The sequence below is a fragment of the Streptomyces sp. NPDC053427 genome (assembly GCF_044544985.1).
Classification (GTDB): Bacteria; Actinomycetota; Actinomycetes; order Streptomycetales; family Streptomycetaceae; genus Streptomyces.
The window spans coordinates 186,400-211,489 of record NZ_JBITYA010000006.1; the positions used below are offsets into that span (position 1 = coordinate 186,400).

The window sequence follows — 25,090 nt, forward strand, 5'->3', positions numbered from 1 at the left end:
AGGCGCTTCTGGAATCGAAGCAGACGAAAGGAAGGCACCATGGCCGCCCGGATCCCACCCGTCGCCGCCCCCTACCCCTCAGAGGTCGCGCCGGTGCTGCGCCGCATGATGCCCGCCGGAGAGGAACCGCTTGCCCTCTTCCGGACATACGCCCGTAATGCGCGCCTGACGGAAGCGCTCCATGCCTGGGGCTCGTACCAGCTCAGCCGGCACCTGAGCCTCGGCGTGCGGGACCGGGAGATCGTCATCGACCGCACCTGCGCCCTCTGCGGCTGCGCATACGCGTGGAGCGTGCACCTCGCGCGTTTCGCTCCCCGCGCCGGGCTGACCGCGACGCAGACCGCCTCCCTCACCCACGGCACGAGCGCGGACAGTTGCTGGACGGCCGACCGCGACCGGCTCCTCATCGAGGCGACCGATGCCCTGCACACCCACCACGACATCGACGATGCCCTGTGGGAGCGGCTCGCCGCGGAGTTCCGTCACGAACAGCTGCTGGACCTGCTGATGCTGTGCGGTTGGTACCACGCCTTCAGCTTCACCGCCCGCGCCACCAGCCTGCCCCTGGAGCCCGGTGCGCCGCGCTTCCTCGACATCGCGCCCCGGCCCGCCCGACAGCACGAACCTCACCTGACTAGGCGTCATACTGCCCCGACGACCCGCGACGATGGCATCCCACCAGATGCGTGTCGACCATGCCGATGGCCTCCATGAGCGCGTAACTCGTGGTGGGACCGACGAACCGGAACCCGTACGACCGCAGTTCGGCCGCCAGCGCCTTCGATTCGGCGGTCTTGGTCGGCACTTCGGAGACCGTCCGGGGCACCGGAGTGCGGCCGGGCTTGTGCGACCAGATCAGCCGGTCGAGCCCGCCGTGCTCGCGCAGGCCCAGCACGGCCTGGGCATTGCTGCGCGCCGCCTCGATCTTCGCGCGGTTACGGACGATCCCGGCGTCGCCCATGAGGCGTTCGACGTCCCCGTCCGTATACCCCGCGACGGCCTCCGGATCGAACCCGCCGAACGCCGCACGGAAGGCCGGCCGCTTGGCCAGAATCGTCAGCCAGCTCAGCCCGGACTGAAACGCCTCGAGCGTGATCCGCTCGAACAGCGCCTGTTCCCCGCGGACGGGCAGACCCCACTCGGTGTCGTGGTACTGCCGGTTGAGCGGGTGCGAGGCGGCCCACAGGCAGCGCCCGAGCCCGTCCTCCCCCACGACGGCTTCGTCCTCCGCCGGCCGGACGTCCGACTCGCTGCCGGTTGTACTGGTCACGCACTCACTCTCTCCGTCCAGGGCCGCCCCGAGCGGGCACCCCTCACCTTGCGCCGGCCCTCCGGGCCTTCCACCGCGCGTACTGCCGGGGCAGGCACACCGCACACGGCCGATAGCCCGCCGCGACGGCGGTCTCTTCATCGGCGAAGAAGACCCGATGCCGTAGGTAGTGGCCACGGGCGATGGCACGCAGCGCGGAGGGACAGTCGAGCCGCCCGTACAGCTTCCCCGGCCGGTAGCCGCCCAAGGAGCCCGGCACGGCACTTCCGTAGGGCCGGCCGTCCCGCCCCGTCAGCGTGTACGTCGCCTCGCCCATGGGCCGAGTCTGTACGCGTCGCACCCAAAGATCCGGCGGAATTCGGACATCGCGCTGCGGTTGTTCTCTCCCCGGCCGGTGCGGTGCCGAGCATGGTCATCGCCGCCGTGGGCGGGGCGGTAGCCCGCGGAAGCGCCTCACCCGAACGGCCGCCCCGGATCGCCGCGCCCCCGTCGGCCTCCTAGCGTCAATCGACGCGGCGGGTCACCTGCGGATCGCCTCCACGGGCGTCACCACAACAACCGACGTCGCAGCCGTCACGACTGTCACACGGGAGTCCGCGTCCGGGCGCCCGATCAGGGGTTCCGAACCAGGAAGTCCGACCAGCGGGTCCGACCAGGGGAGTCCGATCAAGGGAGTCCGATGATGCGTAGGCTCATCGCCGTGCCGACCGTGCTGCTCGCCCTCACCGCCGCGGGATGCGGCAGCGGTGACGAGAGCAGGGAGAGGCCGAACGGTGGGGCCGGGTCCGGCGGCAGCCACGGTGAGGGCCGTAGCCCCGAGGCCGAGCCCCCGTCGTCGGGACCGTCCGCCGGTGTCCCGGGGCAGCCGGTGCGCTGCGGCGAGATCCCCGATGCGCTCGGCGATTCCAGGAGCGTCGCGCTGTTCGCCGACCCCGGTGCCGACGGCACGGTGGGCTGCGGGGAGGCCCACGACGTGATGGCGGAGTTCTTCCTGCGCGCGCCACAGCTGGACGGCGAGAAACCCGGTTCGCTGACCGTACGGGGCTGGTTCTGCCGGTACGAGAGCGGGCCGACCGGTACCTGGATCAGCATCTGCGGCAAGGACCGGCTGGAGATGCACACGGAGGAGGCGTCCGGGGAGGACAGCGGGCCCGATGCCTCCGCCGGGCCGGAGGACCCCGGCGAGTCGCAGCAGCCCGGTGGGCCGGAGGACCCCGGCGAGTCGGAGGAGCCCGGCATACCGGACGACTCCCAGCTCCCGGGCCTGCCCGATCAGCCGAGCGACCCGATGGACGAGCCGTCCACGGAGGAGCTCTAGGAAGCCGCGCCGCCCGGCCCCTGCGGCTCCTCCCCCATCCCCTGGAACCACGTCGGCCCGGATTCCGCCGCCCGCTTGATCCGGGTCAGGGCGTAGTCCTTGAGCGTCGGCAGAGCGTCCATGGCGAACCAGCCCACCTCCAGCGACTCGTCGTCGTTGACCTTCGCCTCGCCGCCGATCGCGCGGCAGCGCAGCGTGATGTCCATGAACTGGCAGACATCACCGTTCGGGTACCGGATCGGCGGCTGGGACTCCACCAGGACGACACGCTCGGGCACCACCCGTACCGCCGTCTCCTCGTACACCTCGCGTACCGCGGTCTCGGCCGGCTGCTCGCCGGGCTCCGGGATTCCGCCGATCACCGACCAGCCGCCGGTGTCCGCCCGCTTCCCGAGCAGGACCCGGCCCTCGCCGTCGAAGACGACCGCGCTGACGCCCGGCAGCCACAGGAGCTGGCGGCCGATGGACGTGCGGAGGTCACGGATGAAGTCGGGGGTTGCCATGCATCGACCCTACGGGACCCGGGCGGTGCGCGGCCCCCACGCACGCCCGAAGTCCGGGAACCGCCCGCTCAGGCGCCCGCCGGAGTGCCCTTGGGCAGGCCCAGGCGACCGCGGATGCAGCGGACGGCGGCCTCGGCGTCATCGACGGTGACGGTGAAGGTGCGGCCGTCGCCGAGCCGGAGGACCAGGCCCTCGCCACGGCGCACGACGACCGCGGTGCCCTGTTCGGGGCGCCAGCGATAGCCCCAGCCGCCCCAGTGGCGGGGCGTGACCCGGGGCGCGAAATCGGCGCCGACCACCAGATCGAGGGGAATCCGGCGGCGGGGCACTCCTATATGGCCGCAGCGCACTTCCAGGTAGTCCTTTTCGACGCGCACCGCGACATGGACAAAGGCGAGCGTGCCGAACAGCACCAGCAGGCCGGCCGCGACACAGCCGACCACCGACATGACCAGGGGCGTAAGGCTCGAGGCCCAGGAACTGTCGACGGCCAGCTCGATGCCCAGTGCCAGGCAGCCCACGCCGACGGCGGCCAGGAGCCACTGGATGCGGTTCGTGGCGCTGCCGTGCCAGACCTCGGGAATCTCCGCATGGGCACCGCCTGTGGGGCGCGCGCCGCCGTCGGCGCCACCGGTACGGGCGTGGTCCTCGGGGGCTGCGGCCCCCTCGTGGGGGTGGTCCCTCATGGAACGCAGCGTACGCGCCTTCGCACGCTACGGCAGTGCGTCGGACGGGTCGTTTCTCCCGCGGGCCGCGCCGGGCCCGACGTCATGGCCGGCGTCAGCCGCGCCCGGCCCCGTCGCCCACCAGGGCGGCGTCCGCAGCCGGGGTGGCGGCGCTCTCCGCCAGCAGCCGGCCTTCCGCGTACGCCAGCGCCGCGGCCGGGAGCGCCTCCTGGCGGCCGCTGAGGAGCACCTGCAGCCGGCCGGTCGGGGCGGCCGCGGGGGCCGGTTCGGCACCGATGCGGCGCAGCGCCTGGGCGGCGACGGCCTCGGCGGAGCCGTACAGGGCGAGGGCCGGGGCACCGGGCTGCTGGAGGGCGGTGCGGATGCGTTCGGCGAGCAGCTCGTAGTGGGTGCAGCCCAGGACGACCGCGCGGATGTCGCGGGGGGTGCGGCGCGCGGCGGCGTCGATCGCGGCGTCGATGGCGGCGTCGTCCGCCTCCTCGACGGCGTCGGCGAGGCCGGGGCAGGGCACTCCGGTGACGGCCGCGTCGCGGGCGAAGCGGTCGATGAGATCGCGCTGGTAGGGGCTGCCGGTGGTGGCGGGGGTGGCCCAGATGGCGATCGGGCCACCGCCGACCGCGGCGGGCTTGATGGCGGGGACCGTGCCGATCACCGGGATGGTGGGCTCCAGCTCGGCGCGGAGGGCCGGCAGGGCGTGCACCGATGCGGTGTTGCAGGCGACGATCAGGGCCTCGGGGGCGTGTGCGGCGGCGGCACGGGCGACCTCGAGGGCATGCGCGGTGACGTCATCGGGGGTGCGCGGGCCCCAGGGCATGCCGTCGGGGTCGCAGGAGAGGATGAGGTCGGCGTCCGGGCGCAGTCGTCGCACGGCGGCGGCCGCGGGGAGCAGCCCGGTCCCGGAGTCCATGAGCGCGATCTTCACCCGGTCAACTTTAGCGGTCCGCGCGCCCGACTTGTCATACCGGCTTCCGTGGCCGGGATCCGGGCAGGTGGCGGGCCGGTGCGGCAGACTGCGGCCGTGGGAGCGATGGAGTGGATCGGCGCCGGGTCGCTGCTGGCCTGGGTGTGGCTGTTGCTGGGGCAGGGCTTCTTCTGGCGGACGGATGTGCGGCTGCCGCCCCGCCGGGATCCGGAGCGCTGGCCGTCGGTCGCCGTGGTGGTCCCGGCGCGGGACGAGGCCGCGGTGCTGCCGCAGAGCCTGCCGTCGCTGCTGGCGCAGAAGTATCCGGGGCGCGCCGAGGTGTTTCTGGTCGACGACGGCAGTACGGACGGGACCGCCGCGCTGGCGCGGGAGCTGGCGGCCGCGCGGGGCGGGCTGCCGCTGACCGTGTCCTCGCCCGGTGAGCCCGAGCCGGGGTGGACGGGCAAGCTGTGGGCCGTACGGCACGGGACGGCGCTGGCGCGGGAGCGGGTGGCGCCGGAGTATCTGCTGCTGACCGATGCCGATATCGCGCACGAACCGGACAGTCTGCGGGAGTTGGTGGCGGCGGCCCGGTCGGCGGGGCTGGATCTGGTGTCGCAGATGGCGCGGCTGCGGGTGGTGACGTTCTGGGAGCGGCTGATCGTCCCGGCCTTTGTGTACTTCTTCGGGCAGCTGTATCCGTTCCGCCGGGTCAACCGGGCCGGGTCGCGGACCGCCGCGGCGGCCGGCGGGTGTGTGCTGCTGCGGACCGAGGCGGCGGAGCGCGCGGGCGTCCCGGAAACGATCCGGCACGCGGTGATCGACGATGTGTCGCTGGCGCGGGCGGTCCAGGGCAGTGGTGGCCGTATCTGGCTGGGGCTGGCGGACCGGGTCGCGAGCGTGCGGCCGTATCCGCGGGCGGCCGAGCTGTGGCGGATGGTCTCGCGGAGCGCCTACGCCCAGCTGCGGCACCGGCCGTTGCTTCTGCTGGGCACGGTGCTCGGGCTGGCGCTGGTGTATCTCGCGCCGCCGGTCGCGCTGGCGGCGGGGGCGGTCGGCGGCAACGCGGCGGTGGCGGCGCTGGGCGGCGCGGCCTGGGCGGTGATGTGCGGGACGTATCTGCCGATGCTGCGCTACTACCGGCTGCCGCTGTGGACGGCGCCGCTGCTGCCGTTCACCGCGCTGCTGTATCTGCTGATGACGGTGGACTCGGCGGTGCAGCACTACCGGGGGCGCGGGGCGGCGTGGAAGGGCCGGACGTACGGGGCGCCGTGAGCTGCGCCCCCGGTGGTGCCGTCACTTACTGGCCGGGGACCAGTCCAGGCCCCATCCGTAGGCGTGGTCGACGGTGCGCTGCGGGCTGACGCCGGGCTCGGGGACGAGATAGCGGGCCTCGCGCTCGACGACGAGTTCGCTGCCGGTGTTGGTGATCATCGCCAGCGCGCAGACATTGGAGGGCACGGTGCACTCGTCGAGCGAGAAGTCGACGGGGGCGCCGTGCTGCGGCTGGAGGGTGACGGTCGCGCGCAGGCCCTCGAAGCTGCGGGCGCCGGCGTAGACGGTGACGAAGATCAGGATGCGCTTGATGCGGGCCTGGTGGTCGAGGTTGATGGTCATGTTCTCGCCGGCCGCCACGGCACCGGTGCGGTCGTCGCCGTCGAGCTCGATGTAGGGCGGGGCGTGCAGGGCACCGAAATTGCCGCCGAGAGGGTGCACCACGCCGGCCGCGCCGTCGGTCAGTTGGTACAGCGCGCACAGATCGAGGTCGAGTTCGCCGGACTGCGGCAGCAGAGCGCCGCCGGCGCCCAGCGCCCGCATGGCCTTGCGGCCGAGTTTCTTGGTCAGTCGCTTGCCCGCGCCGCCGCCGGTCCAGTTGAGGTTCACCCGCATCGCGCCGGAGGTGCCGCCCTGCTTCGTCAAGGAGACGGCCGGGGAATCCTTCGTGAGGGTGACTTTCGTCAGATGAACGGGGGCGGGCGCGGGGGGCGGTACGGGCGCCCCCGGGGGCGGCGGAATTGACGCCGCCGGTTGACCGGTGGGCAACGGGGGCACGGGGGCGGCCGGCGGGGCCTGCGGCGCCGGTGGCGCTTGCGGGGCCCGGGCCGTCTGCGGCTCTTCCTCCACGCTGATGCCGAAGTCCGCGGCCAGGCCCCCGAGCCCGGTGGCGTACCCCTGCCCCACCGCGCGGAACTTCCATCCACCCTGGCGACGGTAGAACTCACCGAGCACAAAGGCGGTCTCGGTGGTGGCGTCCTGGCTGTCGAAGCGGGCGAGCTCGGCGCCGCCGGCCGCGTCCAGGACGCGGATGCCCAGGCCGGGGACGCTCCCGAAGGTGCCACCGTCCGCGGAGGCGGCGAGCACCACCGTGTCGACGGCGTCCTCGACGGCGGCGAGATCGAGGGTGAGGCCGTCGGTCATCCCGCCGCCGGCCGGCCGCTTGCCCTCGTGGCGTACGGCGCCGGAGGCATGGACGGGCTGGTTGTAGAAGACGAAGTCCGCGTCGCTGCGGACTCTTCCGGACACCAGCAGCAGGGCGGAGGCGTCCACGTCCGGGGTGCCCGGCGGCGCCTGCCAGCCCAGCTCCACCCGGACCGCCGGTGCCGGGACCGGAACGTTGCTGCCCTTGAGCATCGACATCGCCGCGCCTTCCTCTCGTCCTCCGTGCCCCGTCAGCGGTGGCACCTTCCAACCTACTTGGCCCGGACCACCCCGAACGTCCCTTGTTCACCGGCGAGAAGCGCAGTCTTTACATGATTCCTACGGTCGATCGCGACCGATTTCCGCAAGTTCGCTCGCATTGGGGATCGGGGACCACTCAGAACACGTAAAACAACCCTCTTTTCAGGCTCCCCAATCGGCACATCGTGGGCTTAACTTATGAGGCATGACCTCCCCCCGCTCCACCTACGGCGGCGGCTACTACGCTTCGCCTTCCTTTCCGGACACCCCGATCTACGACAGCCTCGTCGCGGAGCGCGGCACGCCGCAGATTGCCCCGATCCAGGTGAACCCCTCCCCTTACGACACGGGTTCGTCCTATTTGCCGGCGCTCTCCTCGCGACTGCCGGCACTTCCGGCCGGCCCCTCCGCCCACTCACCGGCCCAGGGATACCCGAGTCCGGCTCCGCAGCCGGTCGCACCCCTCCAGCACGCCCCGGCGCCGTACATCCCGCAGCAGGCCGGCGTCCGCGGCTATCCGTCCCAGCAGCCGCAGCAGCCCCAGCGGCCGTCCCCGGGCACGGGGTACGAGGCGATGCGGCCGGCGGCCCCGGTCGCGCCTCGTCCCGCGCCGCCGCGCCCGGCCACGCCGTACGACGACCCTTACGGCGGCCGGCAGTACCCGCGGGGGTACTGAGAACGGGCGCAGAACACTCGCCGAGCGGGCGCTGACCTGGCCTTTCGGCCGACTGTCACAGGCGGCTGGCAGGATGGATCCATGCCGAAGCCTGCCGTCCGAGCGCTCCATCTCTATCCGGTCAAGTCCATAGCGGGGTCCGGTCCCGGCGAGGCGGTCGTAGAGCCGTGGGGGCTCGCCGGGGACCGACGCTGGATGCTGGTGGACGCCGGGCGCAAGCTGCTGACCCAGCGGCCCCAGCCGAAGCTGGCGCTGGCCCGTGCCGAGGAGCTCGCGGCGGGGGCTCTGCGGCTGACCGCGCCCGGGATGCCGCCGCTGACGGTCGAGGTGCCCGAGCCCGTCGAGACGATCCCGGTCGAGCATTTCCGGGACAAGATCGATGCGGTGACCGCGGGCCCTGCGGCGGCCGCATGGTTCCGCGAATATCTGGGCACCGAGGTGGAATTGGTGCATCTCGACGCCCCGGAGATGCGCCGCCCCGTCGATCCGGAGTTCTCCGAGCCGGGCGACACGGTGACCTTCGCCGACGGCTTCCCCCTGCTGCTGACGACCACCTCGTCGCTCGACGCCCTCAACTCCCTCATCGCGCAGGGCGACCACCCCGAGGAGGGTCCCCTGCCCATGAACCGTTTCCGGCCCAATGTGGTCGTGGACGGCACCGCGCCGTGGGCGGAGGACGACTGGCGCACGGTGCGCATCGGCGAAGTGGTCTTCCAGGTGGCCAAACCCAGCGCACGCTGCGTGGTCACCACCACCGACCAGCACACCGCCGGGCGTGGAAAGGAGCCGCTGCGCACGCTCGGCCGGCATCGCCGCTTCGGTGGCCAGCTGGTCTTCGGCCAGAATCTGATTCCCCGAGGCACCGGCACGATCCGCGTCGGCGACCGGTTCGAGATACTCGACTGACGGCCCGCCGCGGTCGCGCGAGGGGCGGGAGAGGCCACGGGGGGAGACCGAGAGCTGCGTGTCGATGCCGGCGAGGGACAGCAACGGCCATCTCATCCCTGTCCAGCAGCTGCGGCCCGGGGACCACGCCTTTGTGAGTTACGGCAATGACGAGATCCGCTGGGACGTCGTCACGGCCTTCGTACGGCTCGGGCTGGCCCGCGGCGAGAAGGTCATGGTCCTGCCCTGCCCGACCGTGCCCGAGGAGGAGGTGCTGGCCCGGATCGACTTCCCCAGCCGGAGCACCGCCGCGGCGCGTGAGCGCGGCCAGCTGGTGCTCAGCAGCATGCGGGCGGTGATCCGGCCGGACGCGGAGTTCACCACCGCGCGGCAGCTGGGGCGGCTGCGCGCGGAGACGGACCGGGCGACGGCCGAGGGGTACACGGGCCTGCGCGCCTTCATCGACATGGGCTGGGTGGCGGCGCTCGACGCGGACCTGGCCGTGGTGACGCATCGCGAGACGCATGCGGACACGCTGTTCGCCGGGCGCCCGTACACCGAGGTCTGCGCCTATGACCGCCGCCGCTTCGACCGCGCGCTGGTCGCCGCGATGGAGGACGCCCATCCGCGGGCCCTTCTGGAGCGGCTGGGCAGCCTGCGCTCGGTGCGCGGCGCCGACGACGCGGTGTGCTTCATCGGCGAGGCGGACGCCGCGAACCGGGCCTCGTTCACAAGATCACTGGAGATCGCGCTGGCCCGTACGGCACCGGCCCGGCGGCTGACCGTCGATCTGACCCGTCTGCATTTCCTGTCGGTCGGCTGCGCCTGCGGGCTGCTCGCCCTGGTCCACGACGCCGCGGGCCACGATCTGGTCGAGGTGCGCTGCGGCCCCGGGCACCGCCGGCTGCTGCGGCGGCTCGGCGCCGACGAGGTGCCGCGGCTGGCGGCGCGGGAGGCGATACGGCCGTGACGAGTCCAGAGCCGGCCGGACTTCCGGAGGCACCGCAGACCGGCCGCCGGCTGCTGCAGCGCCGCTTCACCGCCCGGCTGCTGCCCCAGCTACGGCTTTTGGTGGAGGAGTGCGCGGCCCGCGAGGGACTGCCCGAGCCGCGGCGCGGCGAGTTCGTACTGGCCGTGGACGAGATCGCCGGGAACGCCGTGGAACACGCGGGCGGTTCGGGGCAGCTGGTGCTGCTGCGGGTGGACGACGAGCTGGAGTGCCGGGTCAGTGACGCGGGGCCCGGATTCAGCGAGGCGGTGATTCCCGAACTGCTGCCGGGGCTCGACGGGGCCCCGAAGGGACGCGGGCTGTGGCTGGCGCGCCTGGTGGCGGACCGGTTCGCGGTGTGTGCCGGAACTTCCGCGACAGGGACGGCAGATGGGGACAATGCGGGCACTACGGTGACGGTCGCCGTACGGCTGCGCTGACCGCCCGCCGAGCCCTCGCCGCCGCACATGGCGTGATGTTGCTCTCTCTTCGCGGAACTCTGGCGTGGGTGGCGCCCGATGAGGTATTTACGGACACGGAGAGGGGGGAGCGACGATGCGGGCGATCAGAGGCGTATGGCGCTGGCGGCACAATCCGCTGCGGCGCCGGACGGACCGGCTCGAGGCCTGGGCGGCGCTGGCCGCCGCTCTCCTGATCGCCGTCGGCGCCACGACGGTGGGCCTGCTGGCCGGGCAGGCCGCCAACGACGCGCTCCTGGAGACCGTACGAATACAGCATCAGCAGCGGCATCTGGTGTGGGCGACGGTCGACCGGCTGGTCTCCCGCGCCCCGCTCGACCCCGATCCGGAAACTTCTTCGCAGCGTGACGCCCACCGCCGGGTCATCGCCCGGTGGACGGCATGGGACCGCAGCGAACATCTTGGGCAGATCGCCACGGGGCGCCCGGTGGACCCCGGCGACCGGTTCCGGATCTGGACGGACGACCGCGGCCGGGTGGTGCCGCGGCCGATGGACGCGAGCACGGCGAGCACCCATGCGGTGCTGGCCGGTCTGGGCAGTGCGGCGGCCGTCGGCGGGCTGATCGAGAGCGGCCGCCGGCTGGCCGTCTGGCGGCTGATGGTGCGTCGCTTCCGGCGCTGGGACCAGGAGTGGGAGCGCGCGGGACAGGACTGGGGACGGGCCGGCGCGGGCGGCTGACTCCGGTATCCGGTGAGGTGGCTGACCATGTCAACTCCCGCTCGCCGGGCGCGCTACGGTGGTGCAGCCAGCCTCTCGGCTGGGGCCTCGCAGACCCGAATGCGGACATCCGCGGACGGATTCTGCCTTGCCGACATCAGCCGCACGAGGTGGGGGCACGACAGCGCCATGGCACAGGGCTCGGTCCAGGTGACGCACTCCGGAACGTCGCGTTGGCGGCGCCGTACGGGGGAGTACAGCACGCTCGCCGCCGCCCTGGAGGCCGCTGGGGACGGTGATGTGCTCACCGTCCCGGCCGGTACCTACCGGGAGAACCTGGTGCTGGCGCGCGCGGTCACGCTGCGCGGCCCCGACGGTGCCCGCGGCTCGGTGCGGATCGCCCCGGCCGACGGCGTGGCGCTCACCATACGTGCGTCCGCCATCGTTCACGATCTGCATCTGGAGGCGACCGACTCCGCCTCCCCCGCGCTCCTGGTGGAGGACGGTGCCCCGGAGCTTTCCGGTCTGCGGGTGGTGACCCGGTCCGCGGCCGGGATCGAGGTGCGCGGCAGCGCCCGCCCGACGGTCCGCCGGTGCACGGTCGACAACGCGGGCGGCGTGGGCATCAGCGTCCTGGACGGCGGCGGCGGGGTCTTCGAGGAGTGCGAGGTGGTGGCCGCCGGACAGGCCGGGGTCGCGGTGCGCGGCGGGGCTCATCCGCGGCTGGAGAACTGCCGGATCCACCACGCCTCCGGCGCCGGACTGGCGGTGAACGGCGAGGGCAGCGCCGTCGAGGCGGTCGGCTGCGAGCTGTACGAGATCAAGGGGGCGGGCATCCAGGTGGCCGCCCGCGCCACCGGTCATCTGACCGACTGCACGGTGCACCGGACCTCCGCCGACGGCGTCACGCTGGACACCGACGCGGTCCTCACGCTCGCCGACTGCGACATCCACGACATCCCGGAGAACGCCATCGATCTGCGGTCGCGCTCGGTGCTGACGCTGACCCGCAGCACGGTGCGCCACTTCGGCCGCAACGGCCTGTCCGTATGGGATCCGGGCACCCGCGTGGACGCCAACCAGTGCGAGATCCACGACAGTACGGGCGACTACCCGGCGGTGTGGGTCAGCGACGGCGCGACCGCCGTACTGGACTCCACGCGGGTGCACGACGTCCCCGACGCCCTCTTCGTCCTCGACCGCGGCTCCCGTGCCGACGTCGTCGACAGCGATATCTCCCAGGTCCGCAACACCGCGGTGTCGGTGAGCGACGGGGCGACGGTCCAGCTGGACGACTGCCGGATCCGGGAGGCGGCGACCGGGGCCTGGTTCCGCGACCACGGCAGCGACGGCACGCTCGCCAACTGCACCATCGACGGCGCCCAGACCGGCGTGATCGTCACCAAGGGCGCGGACCCCACCATCGAGGGCTGCACGGTCGGCTCCCCGGCCGAGGCCGGGTTCTATGTCTCGGCGGAGGGCCGCGGCACGTTCAACAACTGCCGGGTGACGGGGAGTTCGGGTTTCGGCTTCCATGTGATCGACGGCTGCCGTACGACGCTGACGCGCTGCCGTACGGAGCGGTGTGCGCGCGGCGGCTACGAGTTCGCCGACGCGCCCGGGGACGGCAGCGGCGGCGGCCCGACCGTCCAGGACTGCACCAGCGACGAGAGCCGGGCCGCGCAGGCGCCGGGCGCCGGGGCGGTGACCGCGCCCGCGGTGCAGCAGGCGACGCAGACCGCCGGGCTGCTGGGCAATGTCCCCACCACCCCCGCCGTCCCCGCGCAGAGCGCACCGCCCGCCACCGCGCCGGCCGTCGTCAGCCGCCCCTCCGACGAGGTGCTGGGCGAACTGGACACGCTCGTGGGGCTGGACAGCGTCAAGCGCGAGGTGCGCAGCCTGATCAACATGATCGAGGTGGGCCGGCGGCGCCAGGAGGCCGGACTCAAGGCCGCCTCCGTACGACGCCACCTGGTCTTCACCGGCTCCCCCGGCACCGGCAAGACGACCGTGGCCCGGCTCTACGGCGAAATCCTGCACTCCCTGGGGGTGTTGGAGCGCGGGCATCTGATCGAGGTCTCGCGGGTCGACCTCGTGGGCGAGCACATCGGCTCCACGGCCATCCGTACCCAGGAGGCCTTCGACCGGGCGCGCGGCGGAGTGCTGTTCATCGACGAGGCCTACGCCCTCTCTCCGGAGGACTCCGGGCGGGACTTCGGCAAGGAGGCCATCGACACCCTGGTGAAGCTGATGGAGGACCACCGGGACGCGGTGGTGGTGATCGTGGCGGGCTACACCGCCGAGATGCAACGCTTTCTGGCGGTCAACCCCGGTGTGGCGTCCCGTTTCTCACGCACCATCACCTTCGGCGACTACGCGCCGGAGGAGCTGCTGCGGATCGTCGAGCAGCAGGGCGAGGAGCATGAGTACCACCTCGCCGACGGGGCCGGCGAGGCGCTGCTGAAGTACTTCACCGCGCTGCCCAAGGGACCGACGTTCGGCAACGGCCGGACCGCCCGGCAGACCTTCGAGTCGATGGTGGAGCGGCACGCGGGCCGGGTCGCACAGCTCACCGACCCGAGTACCGACGACCTCACTCTGCTCTATGCGGAGGATCTGCCCGAGCTGCCCTGATCGAGCTGGGGCCGCTGGAGCGGTACTCCCGGGCCGAGCCGGGCGATCAGTTCGGTGCGAACGGTGCCGAAGACCGGGTCGGCCTGATAGTCGCCGTGGCCCAGGATCTGGGCGGGCAGCGGGTTCTGGAGGGTGCGGCCGAAGGCGAGCGGGTCACGCAGCGGTCCCTGGTCGACCTTGTGGCCGTCATCGGTGGTGAGCCGGATCGGGCCGCCGATGGGATCGGTGAAGCGCCACAGGTTGCGCCAGTCGTCCATCTCACGGTGCAGACCGGTCAGCATGGCCGGGCCGAAGTACGCGGGGAACCAGCGCCCGTAGAGCCGCTCCAGCGGGCTGCCGTACGTCAGGAGCGCGACCCGGCTGCGGGTGACCAGGTCCAGCTGCCAGACGGCGGCCGCGGCGAGCACGCTGCCCTGGGAGTGCCCGGAGATGACCAGGCGGCCGTCGAAGCGCTCGGTCCAGGTGGCCATCCGCCAGGTGAGGTCGGGGACGGCGCGCTCCGCGTAGCAGGGCGGCGCGAAGGGGTGGGCGGCGCGGGGCCAGAACGTACCGACGTCCCAGAGGATGCCGATGGTGCGGCGGGCGGAGTGGTCGCGGTAGGCGCGCCGCCCCATGGTGAGCAGCAGGATGACGCCGGCGCTCATCAGCCAGGAGCCGAGGGACTCCGCGGTCTGAGCGGCGGCGTGGACGACGGGCGGTGCGCCTTCGGTGGCGCGGCCGGGCGCCAGACCGGTGAGCCAGGCGCCCGCCACCGCGCCGGCCCCCAGGACGAGGGTGACCGCGGCGATCGCCGCCACCAGGACGGGTGCCGCGTCCGTCAGTCCGGCACGGGCGATGGTCCCCGCGATACGCCTGGTACGCCGCGCATCGGGGCGCTCCCGGGGGTCGTACAGGCCCGGGACGTTCTTGGCGACCTGGCCCCGGACGACCAGCACGCGGACGGCGGCCAGCGCCACCACGACGGCCACCACGACCAGCAGGGCGGGGAGGACGGAGGCCTGCCAGGACAGCAGGACCGGCGGGCCCGGGACGGGGGCGTGCGCCTGGCCCGGTGTGGCGTCGCCGTCCATCCAGTCGGCGAAGCGCTGGGCCACTCCCCCGGACAGCACGCCGCCGACGGCGCAGGCCAGCAGGGCGACGGCGGGCCCGCCCATCCCGTTGAGGGCGCTGCGGTCCTCGTCGCGGGCGCGGGCGGCGCGGTGGAGGACCCAGGCGGTCACCGCGAGCGCGAGGACCACCAGGCTCTGGAAGACCGCGATGCCACCGAAGGCGGCGACGCCCGGCAGCGGACCGTGGCTGTGGGCTCCCGGACGCGACCAGGCGGTGTGGACGGCGATGAGCGCCAGGACACCGAGGGAGACGTACGGCAACGCCCGTACGACCAGGCGGTCGGACTGATCGTCGGGGGCGGCCTCGCTGCGGGCGGTGCGCCAGACGATCACCACGGTGGCGGCGGCGAGCAGCACGACCAGGGCGGTCAGCACCTGGCCGGTGACGGCGAGCGCGGCGCCGTGCCCTCCCCTCCGGTCGAGCTGCGCGGTGGCGATGCGCAGGGCGGCGGCGATGGTGAGCACACCGGCCGTGGCGTGCGCGGCGCGCAGCCGGGCGACGAGCCGCCGGCCGTACCAGAAGCCGTGCTGGCTGAGAACGGTGCGCTGGTGGGCGGGGGTGTCGCGGGAGGTACCGGGGTCGCGGGGAGGCGGGGAGGCGGATTCGTAGGCGCTCCAGGTGCGGTGCGAGAGCCACCACAGGAAGCCGATGACGAGCAGTGGCACCGTCGAGGCGAGCGCGAGACGGCGGCCCGGGGCGCTCCACCAGCCGGAGTTGGCGGGGCTGAGGAAGCCCAGCCAGGACTTGCCCTCGGTGCAGACGGGAGTGCCGGCGCACTGCCAGGCGGTCAGGTCGAGCGCCACCTCGCAGGCCGCGGCGGCCAGGAGGACGGTCAACGTCAGCGCCAGGATCCGGACGAGGACGTCGTAGATCCGCTGGCCCCGGTGCTCCGGTGGCGCGGCGGGGCGCATCCAGTGGGCGAGGTTGGCCACCATGAAGGGCACCAGGATGAGCCACAGGGCGCGGGCACTGTTGCCCGAGGTGAGGTTGGACCAGCAGTACGCCTCGCGGACCGGCTCGCCGAGATAGGCGTCGGGGCGCGCTTCGGCGTCCGCGTCCTCGGTACGGCGGTAGCAGGCGGCGGTGTCGTCGCCGGTGATACGCCGGACGCGCGGGTCACCGAGCATCTCCTCCGGCGTGGTGCCGCCGACGCCGTGCACCAGTAGTTCCAGGGCGAGTTGAGGCTCGGCGGGCGGTGCGGCGAACGACGGCCCGACCGGCGCGGGCTTCTTGTCATGTGTGCGGGTGGGCGGTGTGGTGTCCGCGGTCTCCACGGATGTTCCCCCGTTGTCAGATGGCACCGCGCGGTGCGGTGTGCTGCGAAGTGGTGCGAGTGGTGTGGTCGGCGTGGTGCGGAGTGGTGTGGTGTGGTGCGGAGTCTTCAGGATTCTCGATTTTCGGCGGAAGCGCATCTCTCGATATCAGCCTTGTGGATAAGTGTCGTTGGGGGCACGGCTCTTCGCCGGGAGCGCCACGGGTTCGCTTCGCGCCGGGTGGGTGGGGTGGGGCGCACTCCCCCCGTGTCGGCTCGCGCCGCCTCACGCGCCCCAGGCCGTCCCCAGGCGGCTTCACTCCCCCCGCGTCACTTCACGCCGTGGGCGAGCGTCTCTCGCAGACCGGGCCCCCCTCTCCCCCTCCCCCGAAGGGGGAGAGGGGGAGGGGCCGGGGGAGCGACCGGCTGGATGATTCGCACCGAAATGCGAGGTGACTCGCGTCGACCGACAGCGGGTATGCACCGGCCGATGACGGCACGCACCGCAGCGGTGCACCTCCGCCCGCAGCGTCTTACGCGGGTAGCCGACGACGGCATCGACATCGACATCGACAAACTCGGCCCTCGCCGCCCGGTCCCGCTGTCAGTGCCTCATGCGAGGATGAGGGAACAGTGATCGCAGGCGGCAGCAGGCACAGAACGACCCGAGGAAGCTGATCGGGCGGAAGGGACGGGCCGGGGTGAGCGACAACCAGAATCTCCTCGCGGAGCAGCGGCGTGCCCTGATTCTCGATGAGGTCAGACGGCGGGGCGGGGTGCGAGTCAACGAGCTCACCCGCAAGCTCAGCGTGTCGGACATGACGGTCCGTCGCGATCTGGACGCGCTGGCCCGGCAGGGCATGGTGGAGAAGGTGCACGGCGGCGCGGTACCCGTCAGTGAGCCGAGTGCGCACGAGCCCGGGTTCGAGGCGAAGTCGGGGCTGGAGCTGAGCGCCAAGGAGGACATCGCCAGGGCCGCGGCCGAGATGGCGGCGCCGGGCAGTTCGATCGCGCTGGCGGGCGGGACGACCGCGTTCGCGCTGGCGCAGCAGCTGCTCGAGGTGCCGGATCTGACGGTGGTGACGAATTCGGTACGGGTGGCCGATGTGTTCTACAACGCCCAGCGGGCGGCGGCGAGCGGCGGGGCGGCGCCTCGCGCGGGGGCGGCGACGGTGGTGCTGACGGGCGGGGTGCGTACGCCGTCGGACACCCTGGTCGGGCCGGTGGCCGACGCCGCGATCCGGTCGCTGCACTTCGATGTGCTTTTCCTCGGGGTGCACGGCATATCGGTGGAGGCGGGCCTGTCCACGCCGAATCTCGCGGAGGCGGAGACCAACCGGCACTTCGTACGGTCCGCGCGACGGGTGGTGGTGGTCGCCGACCACACCAAGTGGGGCAAGGTCGGGCTGAGTTCGTTCGCGTCGCTGGAGGAGGTGGATGTGCTGGTGACCGATGCCGGCCTGTCCGCCGGGGCGCGGTCGGAGTTCGCGGAGCTGCCGCCGGAGCTGCTGGTGGCGGGCGCGCGAGCCGCCGACGCAGACATCTGACGGATCGCCAGCTATGGTGTGCGGCCCCGGGCCCGGAGAACCTGGCCCGTCGACCGTCCCGTAGGGGGTGCTCGTCCATGGCACGCCGACTCCGCCCCGTCGAGCTCGACTTCGTCGAGTCCGCTCCGCTGCGGCTGGTGTTCGCCGCGGAGGTCGCCGCGCCGCCCAAGGCGGTGTACGCCGCGCTGGCGGACGACGTGGCGGGCTGGTCGTCCTGGTTCACGGGCGTCTCGCAGTCGGCCTCCACGGAGGGTGGCAGGGGTCGCGAGGTGCGGCTCGCGGGCGGCACCCGCTTCACCGAGACGGTCCTGGCGGCCGAGCCCGATGCGCACTACGCCTACCGCGTCGATACGACCAACGCCCCTGGACTGCGGGCCCTGTTGGAGGACTGGCGGCTGGCGTCGGCGGGCGACGGGACCCGGCTGCGGTGGACGTTCGCGGCAGACGGCCCGGCGCCGTTCCGGCTGGTGATGACGCTGGCCAGGCCAGGTCTGGGGCGCGCCTTCCGGGAATCCGTACGGGCCCTGGACCGCCGGCTCGCCGCGATGGGCGAGCCCTAGGGAGTGGCCGAACACATCCCTTAGGGGGTGCGAGCGCCCCCTGTGGGCCCTACAACGCGGTGGGGCCGGGGCGGTATTCCCGTGGCATCCGCCATTTCCCGTGGCATCCGCCGTTTCCCGTGGCATCCGCCACTTCCCGCGGCGTCCGCCATCCCCATGGCAGCCGGCCTTCCCATGGCAGCCGGCCTTCCCAGCCACCACTCCCCGCCGTCATCCCCGCGACAACCGTCGAGGACTCAAGGAAAAGGACCCGGACGGCAGCTGTTGCAGGGCGCAGCGCAGCCGACGCGGAGCGGTCGGGGCGGCCGCCCGGTCTCAGCCCGTCCAGGTGCCGTGCGCGAGGAAGGTCTCGAGGGTGCGGGCGTACGGGGCGATGTCCAGGCCCTGGGCGGCCAGCCAGTCGTCGGAGTAGTACTTGTCGAGATAGCGGTCGCCGGGGTCGCAGAGCAGGGTGACGACGGATCCCGTACGGCCCTCGGCGACCATCTCCGAGATGATCTTCAGCGAGCTCCACAGTCCGGTGCCGGTCGAGCCGCCCGCCTTGCGGCCGATCGCCGTCTCCAGGGCGCGTACGGCGGCGATGCTGGCCGCGTCCGGGACCTTCATCATCCGGTCGATCGCGCCGGGTACGAAGCTCGGCTCCATCCGGGGCCGGCCGATGCCCTCGATGCGGGAGGCCGTGGCGCAGTCGGACGTGGCGTCGCCGGTGCGCCAGCCGTCGAAGAAACACGAGTTCTCCGGGTCGGGGACGCAGACGCGGGTGTCGTGCTGCATGTAGTGCACGTAGCGGGCGATGGTGGCGGAGGTGCCGCCGGTGCCGGCCGTGGCCACGATCCAGGCGGGTTCGGGGTAGCGCTCCAGACGCAGCTGCTGGTAGATCGACTCGGCGATGTTGTTGTTGCCGCGCCAGTCGGTGGCCCGTTCGGCGTAGGTGAACTGGTCCATGTAGTGGCCGCCGGACTCGGCCGCGAGCCGGGCGGAGACCTCGTAGACGGTCCGCGGGTCCTGCACCAGATGGCAGCTGCCGCCATGGAACTCGATCAGCCGGGTCTTCTCGCGGCTGGTGGTGGCCGGCATCACCGCGATGAACGGCACCCCGATCAGCGAGGCGAAGTACGCCTCGGAGACGGCCGTGGAGCCGCTGGAGGACTCGATGACGGGCTTGCCGGGGCGGATCCAGCCGTTGCACAGGCCGTAGAGGAAGAGCGAGCGGGCGAGGCGGTGCTTGAGGCTGCCGGTGGGGTGCGTCGACTCGTCCTTGAGGTAGAGGTCGATGCCCCAGTCCTCGGGCAGCGGGAAGCGCAGGAGATGGGTGTCGGCGGTGCGGTTGGCGTCCGCCTGGACCTTACGGACGGCCTCTTTCAGCCATTCCCGGTAGTCCGGATCCGTGCGGTCGACGTCGACGGTCGCCATCGGGGCCGCGACCGCCGCGTCGCGGTCCGGCGGGCTCTGCGGCTGCTGGGCGGTGCTCACCGGCGCACTCCTCGGGGATTCATGAGCCCGCGCACAACGCCGGGCCGCTTCCGACTATAACCACCCACCGCACGCTTCTCACCTGCATAAACATCACTTTGAGAGACCCCAAGGCAAGCCTGGGAGCGGGTCGTTGCGGGCGTCGGCGACCAGGGGCACTGGTGTACGGGGCGCCGTGCGGGCAAACTTCCCTGAAGGGGCGGTGAAGGGCACCTGCCCGATGCACCGAGGAGGTGGTGGCCATGGCGGAGCCGGAATTCAACGCGACCGGCGTACGGATCGAGCGATGGCTGCGGTCCCTGACCCGCGCCGGACAGGTCGTCATCAGCGACGGCCGGCTGGCGCTGCTGACCAGCTACGGCACGGAGATCGACAGCGCGCCACTGGGGGCCGTACAGGCCCATAAACCGCTGTTCGCGGCGCGGGACCGGGCGCTCGCCACTCTGAACGGCCACCGCTATTCGCTCACCCTGGGGGCGCCGGAACGCTTCCTGAAGGCCGTGCAGGCGGCGCGTTCACCGCGCACCTGATCGGCCGGGACCGCCGCGGGGTGCGGTTGCGGGACCGCACCGGCTGCCCGACCCTGGACACGTATCACTGAGGGTTCACCAGCGGTGACGCTGTGGTTCGGCCGGCATCGCTGGATCCGATCTTCGCCCCTGCCGTGGAGCCGGGGCGCCCGGCCTCATCAGGGAGTCGCGGTCGTGATCAGGCAGCCCAGCAGGCATTGCACGGTGGAGCTCCAGGCCCTTCCGGCCCGTATCGGACATGTGCGCAGGATCGTCTCGGCGCAATTGCGCTACTGGCATCTGGACGCCCTGATAGATCCGGCGGCGCTGGGGGTGAGCGAACTGCTCGCGAACGTCCATCGCCACGCCCGTCCGAGCAAGCAGTGCACGGTCGAACTGTACGCACTGCTCGATCAGTTGACGGTCTCGGTGCACGATCGCGATCCGCGGCTGCCGCGGATCCGCGACGCCGACTCCTGGGAGACCAGCGGCCGCGGCCTGTCGCTGATCGCGGCGCTCAGCGACAGCTGGGGAATGCATCCGGACACCGACGGCCAGGGAAAGGTCGTCTGGTTCACCCTCCCGGCCCTGACCGCCGTCCAGGAGCCCGCCGCGCCGCCCGCGCACTGGGAGCCCGTACCGCTGAGCCCGGCCGCGCTGGGCCCGGCCCCTCTGGAGCCCGCCCCCGCGGCGGCCGACCCCCTCCCCCGGACCGAGGGCACGAAGGTCGGCTGAGCCGCGGCCGTCGTCGCGGCGGCGCCGCTACTCGGCGGCGATCGCCCGCAGCACGTCCAGCCGCGCGGCCCGCCGCGCCGGACGCAGCCCGGCCACCGCCCCGGCGGCCAGCCCGGTCAGCGCAATCGCCGCCAACTGCCCGCCCGGCAGCGTGAAGACACTGCTGCCCGCGCTGTCGGCGGCCCGTACCAGCGCCCAGCCCAGGAACCCGCCGAGGACCAGCCCACCGGCCGTCCCGAAGCCGGCCACCAGGACCGACTCCCAGCGGACCATGGCGCGCAGCTGCGGCCGGGTCTGGCCGACGGCCCGCAGCAGGCCCAGTTCCCGGGTGCGTTCGTGCAGCGCCAGGGTGAGGGTGTTGGCGATGCCGAGCAGGGCGATCACCACGGCCAGCGCGAGCAGGGCGTAGACGAGGGTCAGGAAGGTGTCCACGCCGTTCGCGGCGGTGGCGGCGTACTCGGCGCGGGTCTGCACCGGCGGATTGCCGTACCGGCCGCGCCCAGGGCGGCGCCGGTCACGGCGCGCCCGCGGGAGCCGCCCGAGGCGTCCACGGCCGCGTCGCGGAGCGCGGCCATCGGGGCGGTGCGCCCGGCGCGTCGGGCGGGCAGCAGGGCGGAGCCCGAACAGACCACGACGCCGACGACGACCGGCAGGGCCAGCGATCGGGCGCCGATGACCAACGGGCCACCGGGGAACGGGAAGCCGATCGCCGGGAAGAGGGCCTGCAGTCCGGCCGCGATGCCGATACCGGCGAGCAGCCCGACGGCGGAGGCGGCGAGCGCGACGGCCGCGGCCTCGATCAGGGTCGCGCCGACGATCGTCCGGCGGGAGGCGCCGAGGGTGCGCAGCAGGGCGTTCTCGCGGGTGCGCTGGGCGACGACGATGGCGAAGGTGTTGTGGATGGAGAACGTCGCGACCAGCAGCGCGATTCCCGCGAACACCAGCAGCAGCGTGGTGAACAGGCTCAGGAAGCCACCGGCGACCGCGCTGCTCTCGTCGGTGAACTGCGCGCCGGTGACGGCTTCCACGCCCTTGGGCAGGGTGGGCCGGAGCGCGTCGACGAGCCGCTGCTGGGAGACGCCGGGGGCGGCGCGCACCTGGATGCTCGCGGCCCGGCCCGGCCTCGGGGTGAAGTACTTCTCCGCGTCGGACCGCGTCAGCGCCGTGAAGGTGCTCTGCCCCATGCCGTCCTCGCCGCCGAACGTGGCGATGCCGACGATGGTGATGCGTACGGGGTCGGGCGTGCGCAGTACGGTGCGGTCGCCGATCCGCAGGTGCCCGGCCTCGGCCGCGCCGCGGTTGATGACCGCCTGGCCGGGGGCCCTGGGGGCGTGCCCCTCGGCGAGCCGATAGGCGTTCAGCTGCGGGTCGGTGATCCAGTTGCCGCCGCGTGACGGCGGTCCCTGTGCCGCGCCGATCACCTTGCCGTTCCTGCCGATCAGTTGCCCCTCGCCCTGGATGGCGGGCACCGCGGCGGCCACGCCCGGCACCTTCTCGACGGCGTCGGCCAGCGCGGTGCTGACGGGCCGGCGGGTGCCCTGGCCGGCTCCCGGGACGGTGACGGCATCGGCGCTGCGCACCACGGCCGCGGTGCCGCCGGTGGCGTTGCCGAACATGGTGTCGAAGCTGCCGCGCAGGGTGTCGCCCATGACGAGGGTGCCGCCGAGGAAGGCGACGCCGAGCAGTACGGCGAAGAAGGTGCCGGCGAAACGGCGTGGGTGGGCGCGGAGGGCGGCGGCGCCGAGGCGGAGCGGGGCGGGCAGCGCGGTCATGACGGCACCTCCTGGTGGGCCGCGGTAGCGAACCCGCGGGCCCTGGTGTCGAACGCCTTGATGCGGTCCAGCACCCGCTCGGCGGTCGGCTCCGCCATCCGGTCCACCAGCCGCCCGTCGGCGAGGAAGACGACCTCGTCGGCGTGCGCGGCGGCCACCGGGTCGTGGGTGACCATGACGACGGTGCGGCCCATGGTGCGTACGGCCCGGCCCAGCAGCCCGAGCACCTCCTCGCCGGAGCGGGAGTCCAGGTTGCCGGTCGGCTCCTCCGCGAAGACCACCTCGGGGCGGCCCGCGAGCGCACGCGCCACCGCCACCCGCTGCTGCTGGCCGCCCGAGAGTTCGACCGGCCGGTGGCGCAGCCGGTCCCCGAGACCCACCACGTCGACGAGCGCGTCGATCCACTCGGGGTCGGCCTTCTTGCCGGCGAGGTCCAGCGGGAGGGTGATGTTCTCGGCAACGGTGAGCGTGGGCAGCAGGTTGAAGGCCTGGAAGACGAAGCCGATGCGGTCCCGGCGCAGCCGGGTCAGCCGGCGGTCGTCGAGGGTGGTCAGATCGGTGCCGGCGACGAGGGCCGAGCCGGACGTGAGGCTGTCCAGGCCGGCCGCGATGTGCATCAGCGTGGATTTGCCGGAACCGGAGGGGCCCATGATCGCGGTGAAGCGGCCGGCCGGGAAGTCGACGCTCACCCCGTCCAGGGCCCGCACCCGCGCATCGCCGGATCCGTAGATCTTGACCGCGTCGATGACGCGGGCGGCGGCGGGTGCGGTGGGGGCGGCGGCGGTCATGCCGCGCCGCCCTTGGACCCGGTGCCGAAGTGCTCCTCCAGGACGGACAGCCGTCGCCAGTACTCCTCCTCGTCGATCTCGCCGGCGGCAAAGCGACGGCCGAGTACGACGAGGGGCGTGGGCGCGTCGCCACGGGCGGCGGCCTGCGGACCGCCCAACCGCCGGCCCGGTCCGCCGTGCCGCCATACGGTGCGGCGCAGCAGGGTCACCACGCCGAGGACGGCCAGCGCCCAGAGGACCGGAACGAAGAGGATCCAGGGGCCGGGGCCGCCTCCGGACCAGGGGTTCGCCAGCTCGAACATAAGGGTCAGCTCCTCGGTGGAAGGGGTTCTCGTTGTCTCCTCCGAGACTCGTCCGCCGGGCGCCGCGAGTCGTCGTACCGGCAGCGGCTCCGCGCATACGACGGGGGGAGCAGGCGGGGCGGGCGGGGCTGCTCCCGCCTGTCGCCCGGGGCCATTCGAGGTCGCTGCCCGGGGTCCGTTCGCGGGCCCCGCACGAGGTCCGTCCGGGGCCCGCTCGGTGACTTCTCGACGGCCGTTCGATCAGCAGCCTTGAAAATTGTAACTACTGGTATGTACAGTTCGATCATGAGCAGCACTCAGGAACGGCCTTCCGGCAACCAGGAAGCACGGCCCGGCACCCGGGAACGCCTGGTCCGCAGTACCCAGGAGCTCCTGTGGGAGCGCGGCTACGTCGGCACCAGCCCCAAGGCGATCCTGGACCGCGCGGGCGTCGGCCAGGGCAGCATGTATCACCACTTCACGGGCAAGTCCGATCTCGCCCTGGCGGCGGTCCGGCGCACCGCGGAGGGCATGGTGGAGACCGCCGAAGCGTGCCTGTCGGTGCCCGGTACGGCGTACGACCGGGTCGCGGCCTACCTGTTGCGCGAGCGGCGGGTACTGCGCGGCTGCCCCATCGGGCGGATGACGCAGGACCGCGACGTGGTGCAGGACCCGGAGCTGCGACGGCCGCTGGACGAGATGTTCGGCTGGCTCCAGGGCCGTATCGCCGAAGTCCTCGCCGAGGGGCAGGAGCGCGGCGAGCTGGCCGCGGGCCTGGACCCGGCGGCCACCGCGGCGGCCGTGGCGGCCGTCGTCCAGGGCGGATACGTCCTGGCGCGGGCGGCCGACGACGCCGCGCCGTTCGACGCGGCCGTACGCGGCGTGCTGTCGCTGCTCGCGGCGCAGGTCCCCTCCGGTACGCACACCACCACCCACCACTAGGAGTTCAGGCCCCATGGAGATCACCCGACAGCGCCCCGCCAGTCAGCGGGGCCCCGCCGAGCATTTCACCGGCAGCGTCTGGCTCGACGAGATCGCCGTCCCGCCCGCGCCCTCCCGCCTGCGGATGTTCAGCGTCCACTTCGCGCCCGGCGCCCACACCGCCTGGCACGCCCATCCGCACGGCCAGGTCCTGCATGTCACCGAGGGCGCCGGTCTGGTGCAGCGCGCGGGCGGTCCCGTCGAGCCGATCCGGGCCGGCGACACCGTGTGGATCGCGCCGGGCGAGCGGCACTGGCACGGCGCCGCGCCGGACACCTTCATGACCCATCTGGCCACCGTCGAAGCCGCCGCCGACGGCAGCACGACCGAGTGGGCGGAGCTGGTCGGCACGCAGGAGTACCCGGGCGTGTAGCGCCCCACCGGAAGCCGTCCCACCGGAAGCCG

General features: G+C 73.0%; 25 protein-coding genes and 1 pseudogene. 15 read left to right on the forward strand and 11 right to left on the reverse strand.

What is annotated here, in order from left to right:
• The first annotated feature begins 39 nt into the window (after positions 1–39).
• Complete coding sequence (locus tag ACIGWZ_RS18220) at positions 40–714, forward strand: carboxymuconolactone decarboxylase family protein (RefSeq protein WP_400065725.1); 675 nt, start codon at positions 40–42, stop codon at positions 712–714.
• Here ACIGWZ_RS18220 and ACIGWZ_RS18225 read toward each other — a convergent pair.
• Both ACIGWZ_RS18225 and ACIGWZ_RS18230 read right to left on the reverse strand, forming a co-directional pair.
• The gene (locus ACIGWZ_RS18225) at positions 635–1,270 is read right to left on the reverse strand and encodes a DNA-3-methyladenine glycosylase I (protein WP_400065727.1); all 636 of its coding nucleotides are present in this window, start codon (positions 1,268–1,270) and stop codon (positions 635–637) included. The two genes, ACIGWZ_RS18220 and ACIGWZ_RS18225, sit on opposite strands and share 80 nt — an antisense overlap.
• A gap of 43 nt (positions 1,271–1,313) precedes the next feature.
• Entirely contained in the window at positions 1,314–1,586 is a 273-nt protein-coding gene (locus ACIGWZ_RS18230) for an Ada metal-binding domain-containing protein (protein ID WP_400065729.1), read from the reverse strand.
• A 366-nt stretch (positions 1,587–1,952) separates the two neighbouring features.
• Between ACIGWZ_RS18230 and ACIGWZ_RS18235 the strand changes: the two genes are divergently transcribed.
• A complete protein-coding gene (locus ACIGWZ_RS18235) occupies positions 1,953–2,588 on the forward strand; it encodes a hypothetical protein (protein WP_400065731.1) in 636 nt (211 codons plus the stop codon).
• Here ACIGWZ_RS18235 and ACIGWZ_RS18240 read toward each other — a convergent pair.
• The 3 genes from ACIGWZ_RS18240 to ACIGWZ_RS18250 all read right to left on the reverse strand — a co-directional run bounded on the left by ACIGWZ_RS18240 (position 2,585) and on the right by ACIGWZ_RS18250 (position 4,699).
• Positions 2,585–3,091: an NUDIX hydrolase gene (locus ACIGWZ_RS18240; RefSeq protein WP_400065733.1), complete on the reverse strand. Its 507-nt coding sequence runs from the start codon at positions 3,089–3,091 to the stop codon at positions 2,585–2,587. The two genes, ACIGWZ_RS18235 and ACIGWZ_RS18240, sit on opposite strands and share 4 nt — an antisense overlap.
• Before the next feature lie 68 nt (positions 3,092–3,159).
• The gene (locus tag ACIGWZ_RS18245) at positions 3,160–3,777 is read right to left on the reverse strand and encodes a hypothetical protein (protein ID WP_400065735.1); all 618 of its coding nucleotides are present in this window, start codon (positions 3,775–3,777) and stop codon (positions 3,160–3,162) included.
• A gap of 94 nt (positions 3,778–3,871) precedes the next feature.
• Positions 3,872–4,699, reverse strand: coding sequence for a glutamate racemase (locus ACIGWZ_RS18250; RefSeq protein WP_400065737.1), 828 nt, complete (start codon positions 4,697–4,699; stop codon positions 3,872–3,874).
• A 105-nt stretch (positions 4,700–4,804) separates the two neighbouring features.
• Here ACIGWZ_RS18250 and ACIGWZ_RS18255 point away from each other — a divergent pair, with 105 nt between their 5' ends.
• Positions 4,805–5,953, forward strand: a complete 1,149-nt coding sequence (locus ACIGWZ_RS18255; protein WP_400066452.1) for a glycosyltransferase — start codon at positions 4,805–4,807, stop codon at positions 5,951–5,953.
• A 21-nt stretch (positions 5,954–5,974) separates the two neighbouring features.
• Here the strand turns inward: ACIGWZ_RS18255 and ACIGWZ_RS18260 are convergent, their stop codons facing one another.
• Positions 5,975–7,315: a TerD family protein gene (locus ACIGWZ_RS18260; RefSeq protein ID WP_400065739.1), complete on the reverse strand. Its 1,341-nt coding sequence runs from the start codon at positions 7,313–7,315 to the stop codon at positions 5,975–5,977.
• A 247-nt stretch (positions 7,316–7,562) separates the two neighbouring features.
• Here ACIGWZ_RS18260 and ACIGWZ_RS18265 point away from each other — a divergent pair, with 247 nt between their 5' ends.
• The 6 genes from ACIGWZ_RS18265 (at position 7,563) to ACIGWZ_RS18290 (ending at position 13,677) form a co-directional block, all read left to right on the forward strand.
• Positions 7,563–8,033, forward strand: coding sequence for a DUF6643 family protein (locus tag ACIGWZ_RS18265; RefSeq protein WP_400065741.1), 471 nt, complete (start codon positions 7,563–7,565; stop codon positions 8,031–8,033).
• Positions 8,034–8,114: 81 nt separating this feature from the next.
• Positions 8,115–8,939 (forward strand): MOSC domain-containing protein, encoded by an 825-nt coding sequence (locus ACIGWZ_RS18270; RefSeq protein WP_400065743.1) that lies wholly within the window; start codon positions 8,115–8,117, stop codon positions 8,937–8,939.
• 64 nt (positions 8,940–9,003) lie between these two features.
• Positions 9,004–9,888 carry an MEDS domain-containing protein gene (locus ACIGWZ_RS18275; RefSeq protein WP_400066454.1) on the forward strand — a complete coding sequence of 295 codons (885 nt, stop codon included), beginning with the start codon at positions 9,004–9,006 and terminating at the stop codon, positions 9,886–9,888.
• Positions 9,885–10,346, forward strand: a complete 462-nt coding sequence (locus ACIGWZ_RS18280) for an ATP-binding protein (RefSeq protein WP_400065745.1) — start codon at positions 9,885–9,887, stop codon at positions 10,344–10,346. Before ACIGWZ_RS18275 ends, ACIGWZ_RS18280 begins: the two co-directional genes overlap by 4 nt.
• 115 nt (positions 10,347–10,461) lie before the next feature.
• Positions 10,462–11,064, forward strand: coding sequence for a hypothetical protein (locus ACIGWZ_RS18285; RefSeq protein ID WP_400065747.1), 603 nt, complete (start codon positions 10,462–10,464; stop codon positions 11,062–11,064).
• 168 nt (positions 11,065–11,232) lie between these two features.
• Positions 11,233–13,677, forward strand: coding sequence for a right-handed parallel beta-helix repeat-containing protein (locus ACIGWZ_RS18290; protein WP_400065749.1), 2,445 nt, complete (start codon positions 11,233–11,235; stop codon positions 13,675–13,677).
• Here ACIGWZ_RS18290 and ACIGWZ_RS18295 read toward each other — a convergent pair.
• Positions 13,647–16,061, reverse strand: coding sequence for a hypothetical protein (locus tag ACIGWZ_RS18295; protein WP_400065751.1), 2,415 nt, complete (start codon positions 16,059–16,061; stop codon positions 13,647–13,649). The two genes, ACIGWZ_RS18290 and ACIGWZ_RS18295, sit on opposite strands and share 31 nt — an antisense overlap.
• Positions 16,062–16,740: 679 nt before the next feature.
• Between ACIGWZ_RS18295 and ACIGWZ_RS18300 the strand changes: the two genes are divergently transcribed.
• Both ACIGWZ_RS18300 and ACIGWZ_RS18305 read left to right on the forward strand, forming a co-directional pair.
• Positions 16,741–17,586 (forward strand): DeoR/GlpR family DNA-binding transcription regulator, encoded by an 846-nt coding sequence (locus ACIGWZ_RS18300; RefSeq protein WP_400065753.1) that lies wholly within the window; start codon positions 16,741–16,743, stop codon positions 17,584–17,586.
• Positions 17,587–17,663: 77 nt separating this feature from the next.
• Positions 17,664–18,146: an SRPBCC family protein gene (locus ACIGWZ_RS18305; protein WP_400065755.1), complete on the forward strand. Its 483-nt coding sequence runs from the start codon at positions 17,664–17,666 to the stop codon at positions 18,144–18,146.
• A gap of 315 nt (positions 18,147–18,461) precedes the next feature.
• Here ACIGWZ_RS18305 and ACIGWZ_RS18310 read toward each other — a convergent pair whose 3' ends face one another.
• Positions 18,462–19,559 (reverse strand): PLP-dependent cysteine synthase family protein, encoded by a 1,098-nt coding sequence (locus ACIGWZ_RS18310; protein WP_400066456.1) that lies wholly within the window; start codon positions 19,557–19,559, stop codon positions 18,462–18,464.
• Between the two features lie 302 nt (positions 19,560–19,861).
• On the opposite strand from ACIGWZ_RS18310, the gene ACIGWZ_RS18315 reads away from it, so the two are divergent.
• Both ACIGWZ_RS18315 and ACIGWZ_RS18320 read left to right on the forward strand, forming a co-directional pair.
• Positions 19,862–20,149 (forward strand): hypothetical protein, encoded by a 288-nt coding sequence (locus ACIGWZ_RS18315; protein WP_400065757.1) that lies wholly within the window; start codon positions 19,862–19,864, stop codon positions 20,147–20,149.
• Positions 20,150–20,323: 174 nt separating this feature from the next.
• Entirely contained in the window at positions 20,324–20,863 is a 540-nt protein-coding gene (locus ACIGWZ_RS18320) for an ATP-binding protein (RefSeq protein WP_400065759.1), read from the forward strand.
• A 27-nt stretch (positions 20,864–20,890) separates the two neighbouring features.
• Here the strand turns inward: ACIGWZ_RS18320 and ACIGWZ_RS18325 are convergent.
• The 3 genes and pseudogenes from ACIGWZ_RS18325 to ACIGWZ_RS18335 all read right to left on the reverse strand — a co-directional run bounded on the left by ACIGWZ_RS18325 (position 20,891) and on the right by ACIGWZ_RS18335 (position 23,725).
• Positions 20,891–22,635: pseudogene (locus ACIGWZ_RS18325) on the reverse strand (ABC transporter permease).
• On the reverse strand, positions 22,632–23,423 hold the full coding sequence (locus ACIGWZ_RS18330) for an ABC transporter ATP-binding protein (RefSeq protein ID WP_400065761.1): 792 nt from the start codon (positions 23,421–23,423) through the stop codon (positions 22,632–22,634). The pseudogene ACIGWZ_RS18325 and the gene ACIGWZ_RS18330 overlap by 4 nt, the downstream one beginning before the upstream one ends.
• Positions 23,420–23,725 (reverse strand): SHOCT domain-containing protein, encoded by a 306-nt coding sequence (locus ACIGWZ_RS18335; protein WP_400065763.1) that lies wholly within the window; start codon positions 23,723–23,725, stop codon positions 23,420–23,422. The genes ACIGWZ_RS18330 and ACIGWZ_RS18335 overlap by 4 nt, the downstream gene beginning before the upstream one ends.
• Positions 23,726–24,010: 285 nt before the next feature.
• Between ACIGWZ_RS18335 and ACIGWZ_RS18340 the strand changes: the two genes are divergently transcribed.
• Together ACIGWZ_RS18340 and ACIGWZ_RS18345 are read left to right on the forward strand one after the other, a co-directional pair.
• A complete protein-coding gene (locus tag ACIGWZ_RS18340; protein ID WP_400065765.1) occupies positions 24,011–24,646 on the forward strand; it encodes a TetR/AcrR family transcriptional regulator in 636 nt (211 codons plus the stop codon).
• Between the two features lie 13 nt (positions 24,647–24,659).
• The gene (locus ACIGWZ_RS18345; RefSeq protein ID WP_400065767.1) at positions 24,660–25,058 is read left to right on the forward strand and encodes a cupin domain-containing protein; all 399 of its coding nucleotides are present in this window, start codon (positions 24,660–24,662) and stop codon (positions 25,056–25,058) included.
• Positions 25,059–25,090: the final 32 nt, after the last annotated feature.

Bases quoted from the DNA above. Each gene is read 5' to 3' on its own strand.
- ACIGWZ_RS18220 (WP_400065725.1), top strand. From the start codon at position 40: ATGGCCGCCCGGATCCCACCCGTCGCCGCCCCCTACCCCTCAGAGGTC.
- ACIGWZ_RS18230 (WP_400065729.1), bottom strand. From the start codon at position 1,586: ATGGGCGAGGCGACGTACACGCTGACGGGGCGGGACGGCCGGCCCTAC.
- ACIGWZ_RS18235 (WP_400065731.1), top strand. From the start codon at position 1,953: ATGCGTAGGCTCATCGCCGTGCCGACCGTGCTGCTCGCCCTCACCGCC.
- ACIGWZ_RS18240 (WP_400065733.1), bottom strand. From the start codon at position 3,091: ATGGCAACCCCCGACTTCATCCGTGACCTCCGCACGTCCATCGGCCGC.
- ACIGWZ_RS18245 (WP_400065735.1), bottom strand. From the start codon at position 3,777: ATGAGGGACCACCCCCACGAGGGGGCCGCAGCCCCCGAGGACCACGCC.
- ACIGWZ_RS18255 (WP_400066452.1), top strand. From the start codon at position 4,805: ATGGAGTGGATCGGCGCCGGGTCGCTGCTGGCCTGGGTGTGGCTGTTG.
- ACIGWZ_RS18260 (WP_400065739.1), bottom strand. From the start codon at position 7,315: ATGTCGATGCTCAAGGGCAGCAACGTTCCGGTCCCGGCACCGGCGGTC.
- ACIGWZ_RS18265 (WP_400065741.1), top strand. From the start codon at position 7,563: ATGACCTCCCCCCGCTCCACCTACGGCGGCGGCTACTACGCTTCGCCT.
- ACIGWZ_RS18270 (WP_400065743.1), top strand. From the start codon at position 8,115: ATGCCGAAGCCTGCCGTCCGAGCGCTCCATCTCTATCCGGTCAAGTCC.
- ACIGWZ_RS18275 (WP_400066454.1), top strand. From the start codon at position 9,004: ATGCCGGCGAGGGACAGCAACGGCCATCTCATCCCTGTCCAGCAGCTG.
- ACIGWZ_RS18285 (WP_400065747.1), top strand. From the start codon at position 10,462: ATGCGGGCGATCAGAGGCGTATGGCGCTGGCGGCACAATCCGCTGCGG.
- ACIGWZ_RS18290 (WP_400065749.1), top strand. From the start codon at position 11,233: ATGGCACAGGGCTCGGTCCAGGTGACGCACTCCGGAACGTCGCGTTGG.
- ACIGWZ_RS18305 (WP_400065755.1), top strand. From the start codon at position 17,664: ATGGCACGCCGACTCCGCCCCGTCGAGCTCGACTTCGTCGAGTCCGCT.
- ACIGWZ_RS18310 (WP_400066456.1), bottom strand. From the start codon at position 19,559: ATGGCGACCGTCGACGTCGACCGCACGGATCCGGACTACCGGGAATGG.
- ACIGWZ_RS18315 (WP_400065757.1), top strand. From the start codon at position 19,862: ATGGCGGAGCCGGAATTCAACGCGACCGGCGTACGGATCGAGCGATGG.
- ACIGWZ_RS18330 (WP_400065761.1), bottom strand. From the start codon at position 23,423: ATGACCGCCGCCGCCCCCACCGCACCCGCCGCCGCCCGCGTCATCGAC.
- ACIGWZ_RS18335 (WP_400065763.1), bottom strand. From the start codon at position 23,725: ATGTTCGAGCTGGCGAACCCCTGGTCCGGAGGCGGCCCCGGCCCCTGG.
- ACIGWZ_RS18340 (WP_400065765.1), top strand. From the start codon at position 24,011: ATGAGCAGCACTCAGGAACGGCCTTCCGGCAACCAGGAAGCACGGCCC.
- ACIGWZ_RS18345 (WP_400065767.1), top strand. From the start codon at position 24,660: ATGGAGATCACCCGACAGCGCCCCGCCAGTCAGCGGGGCCCCGCCGAG.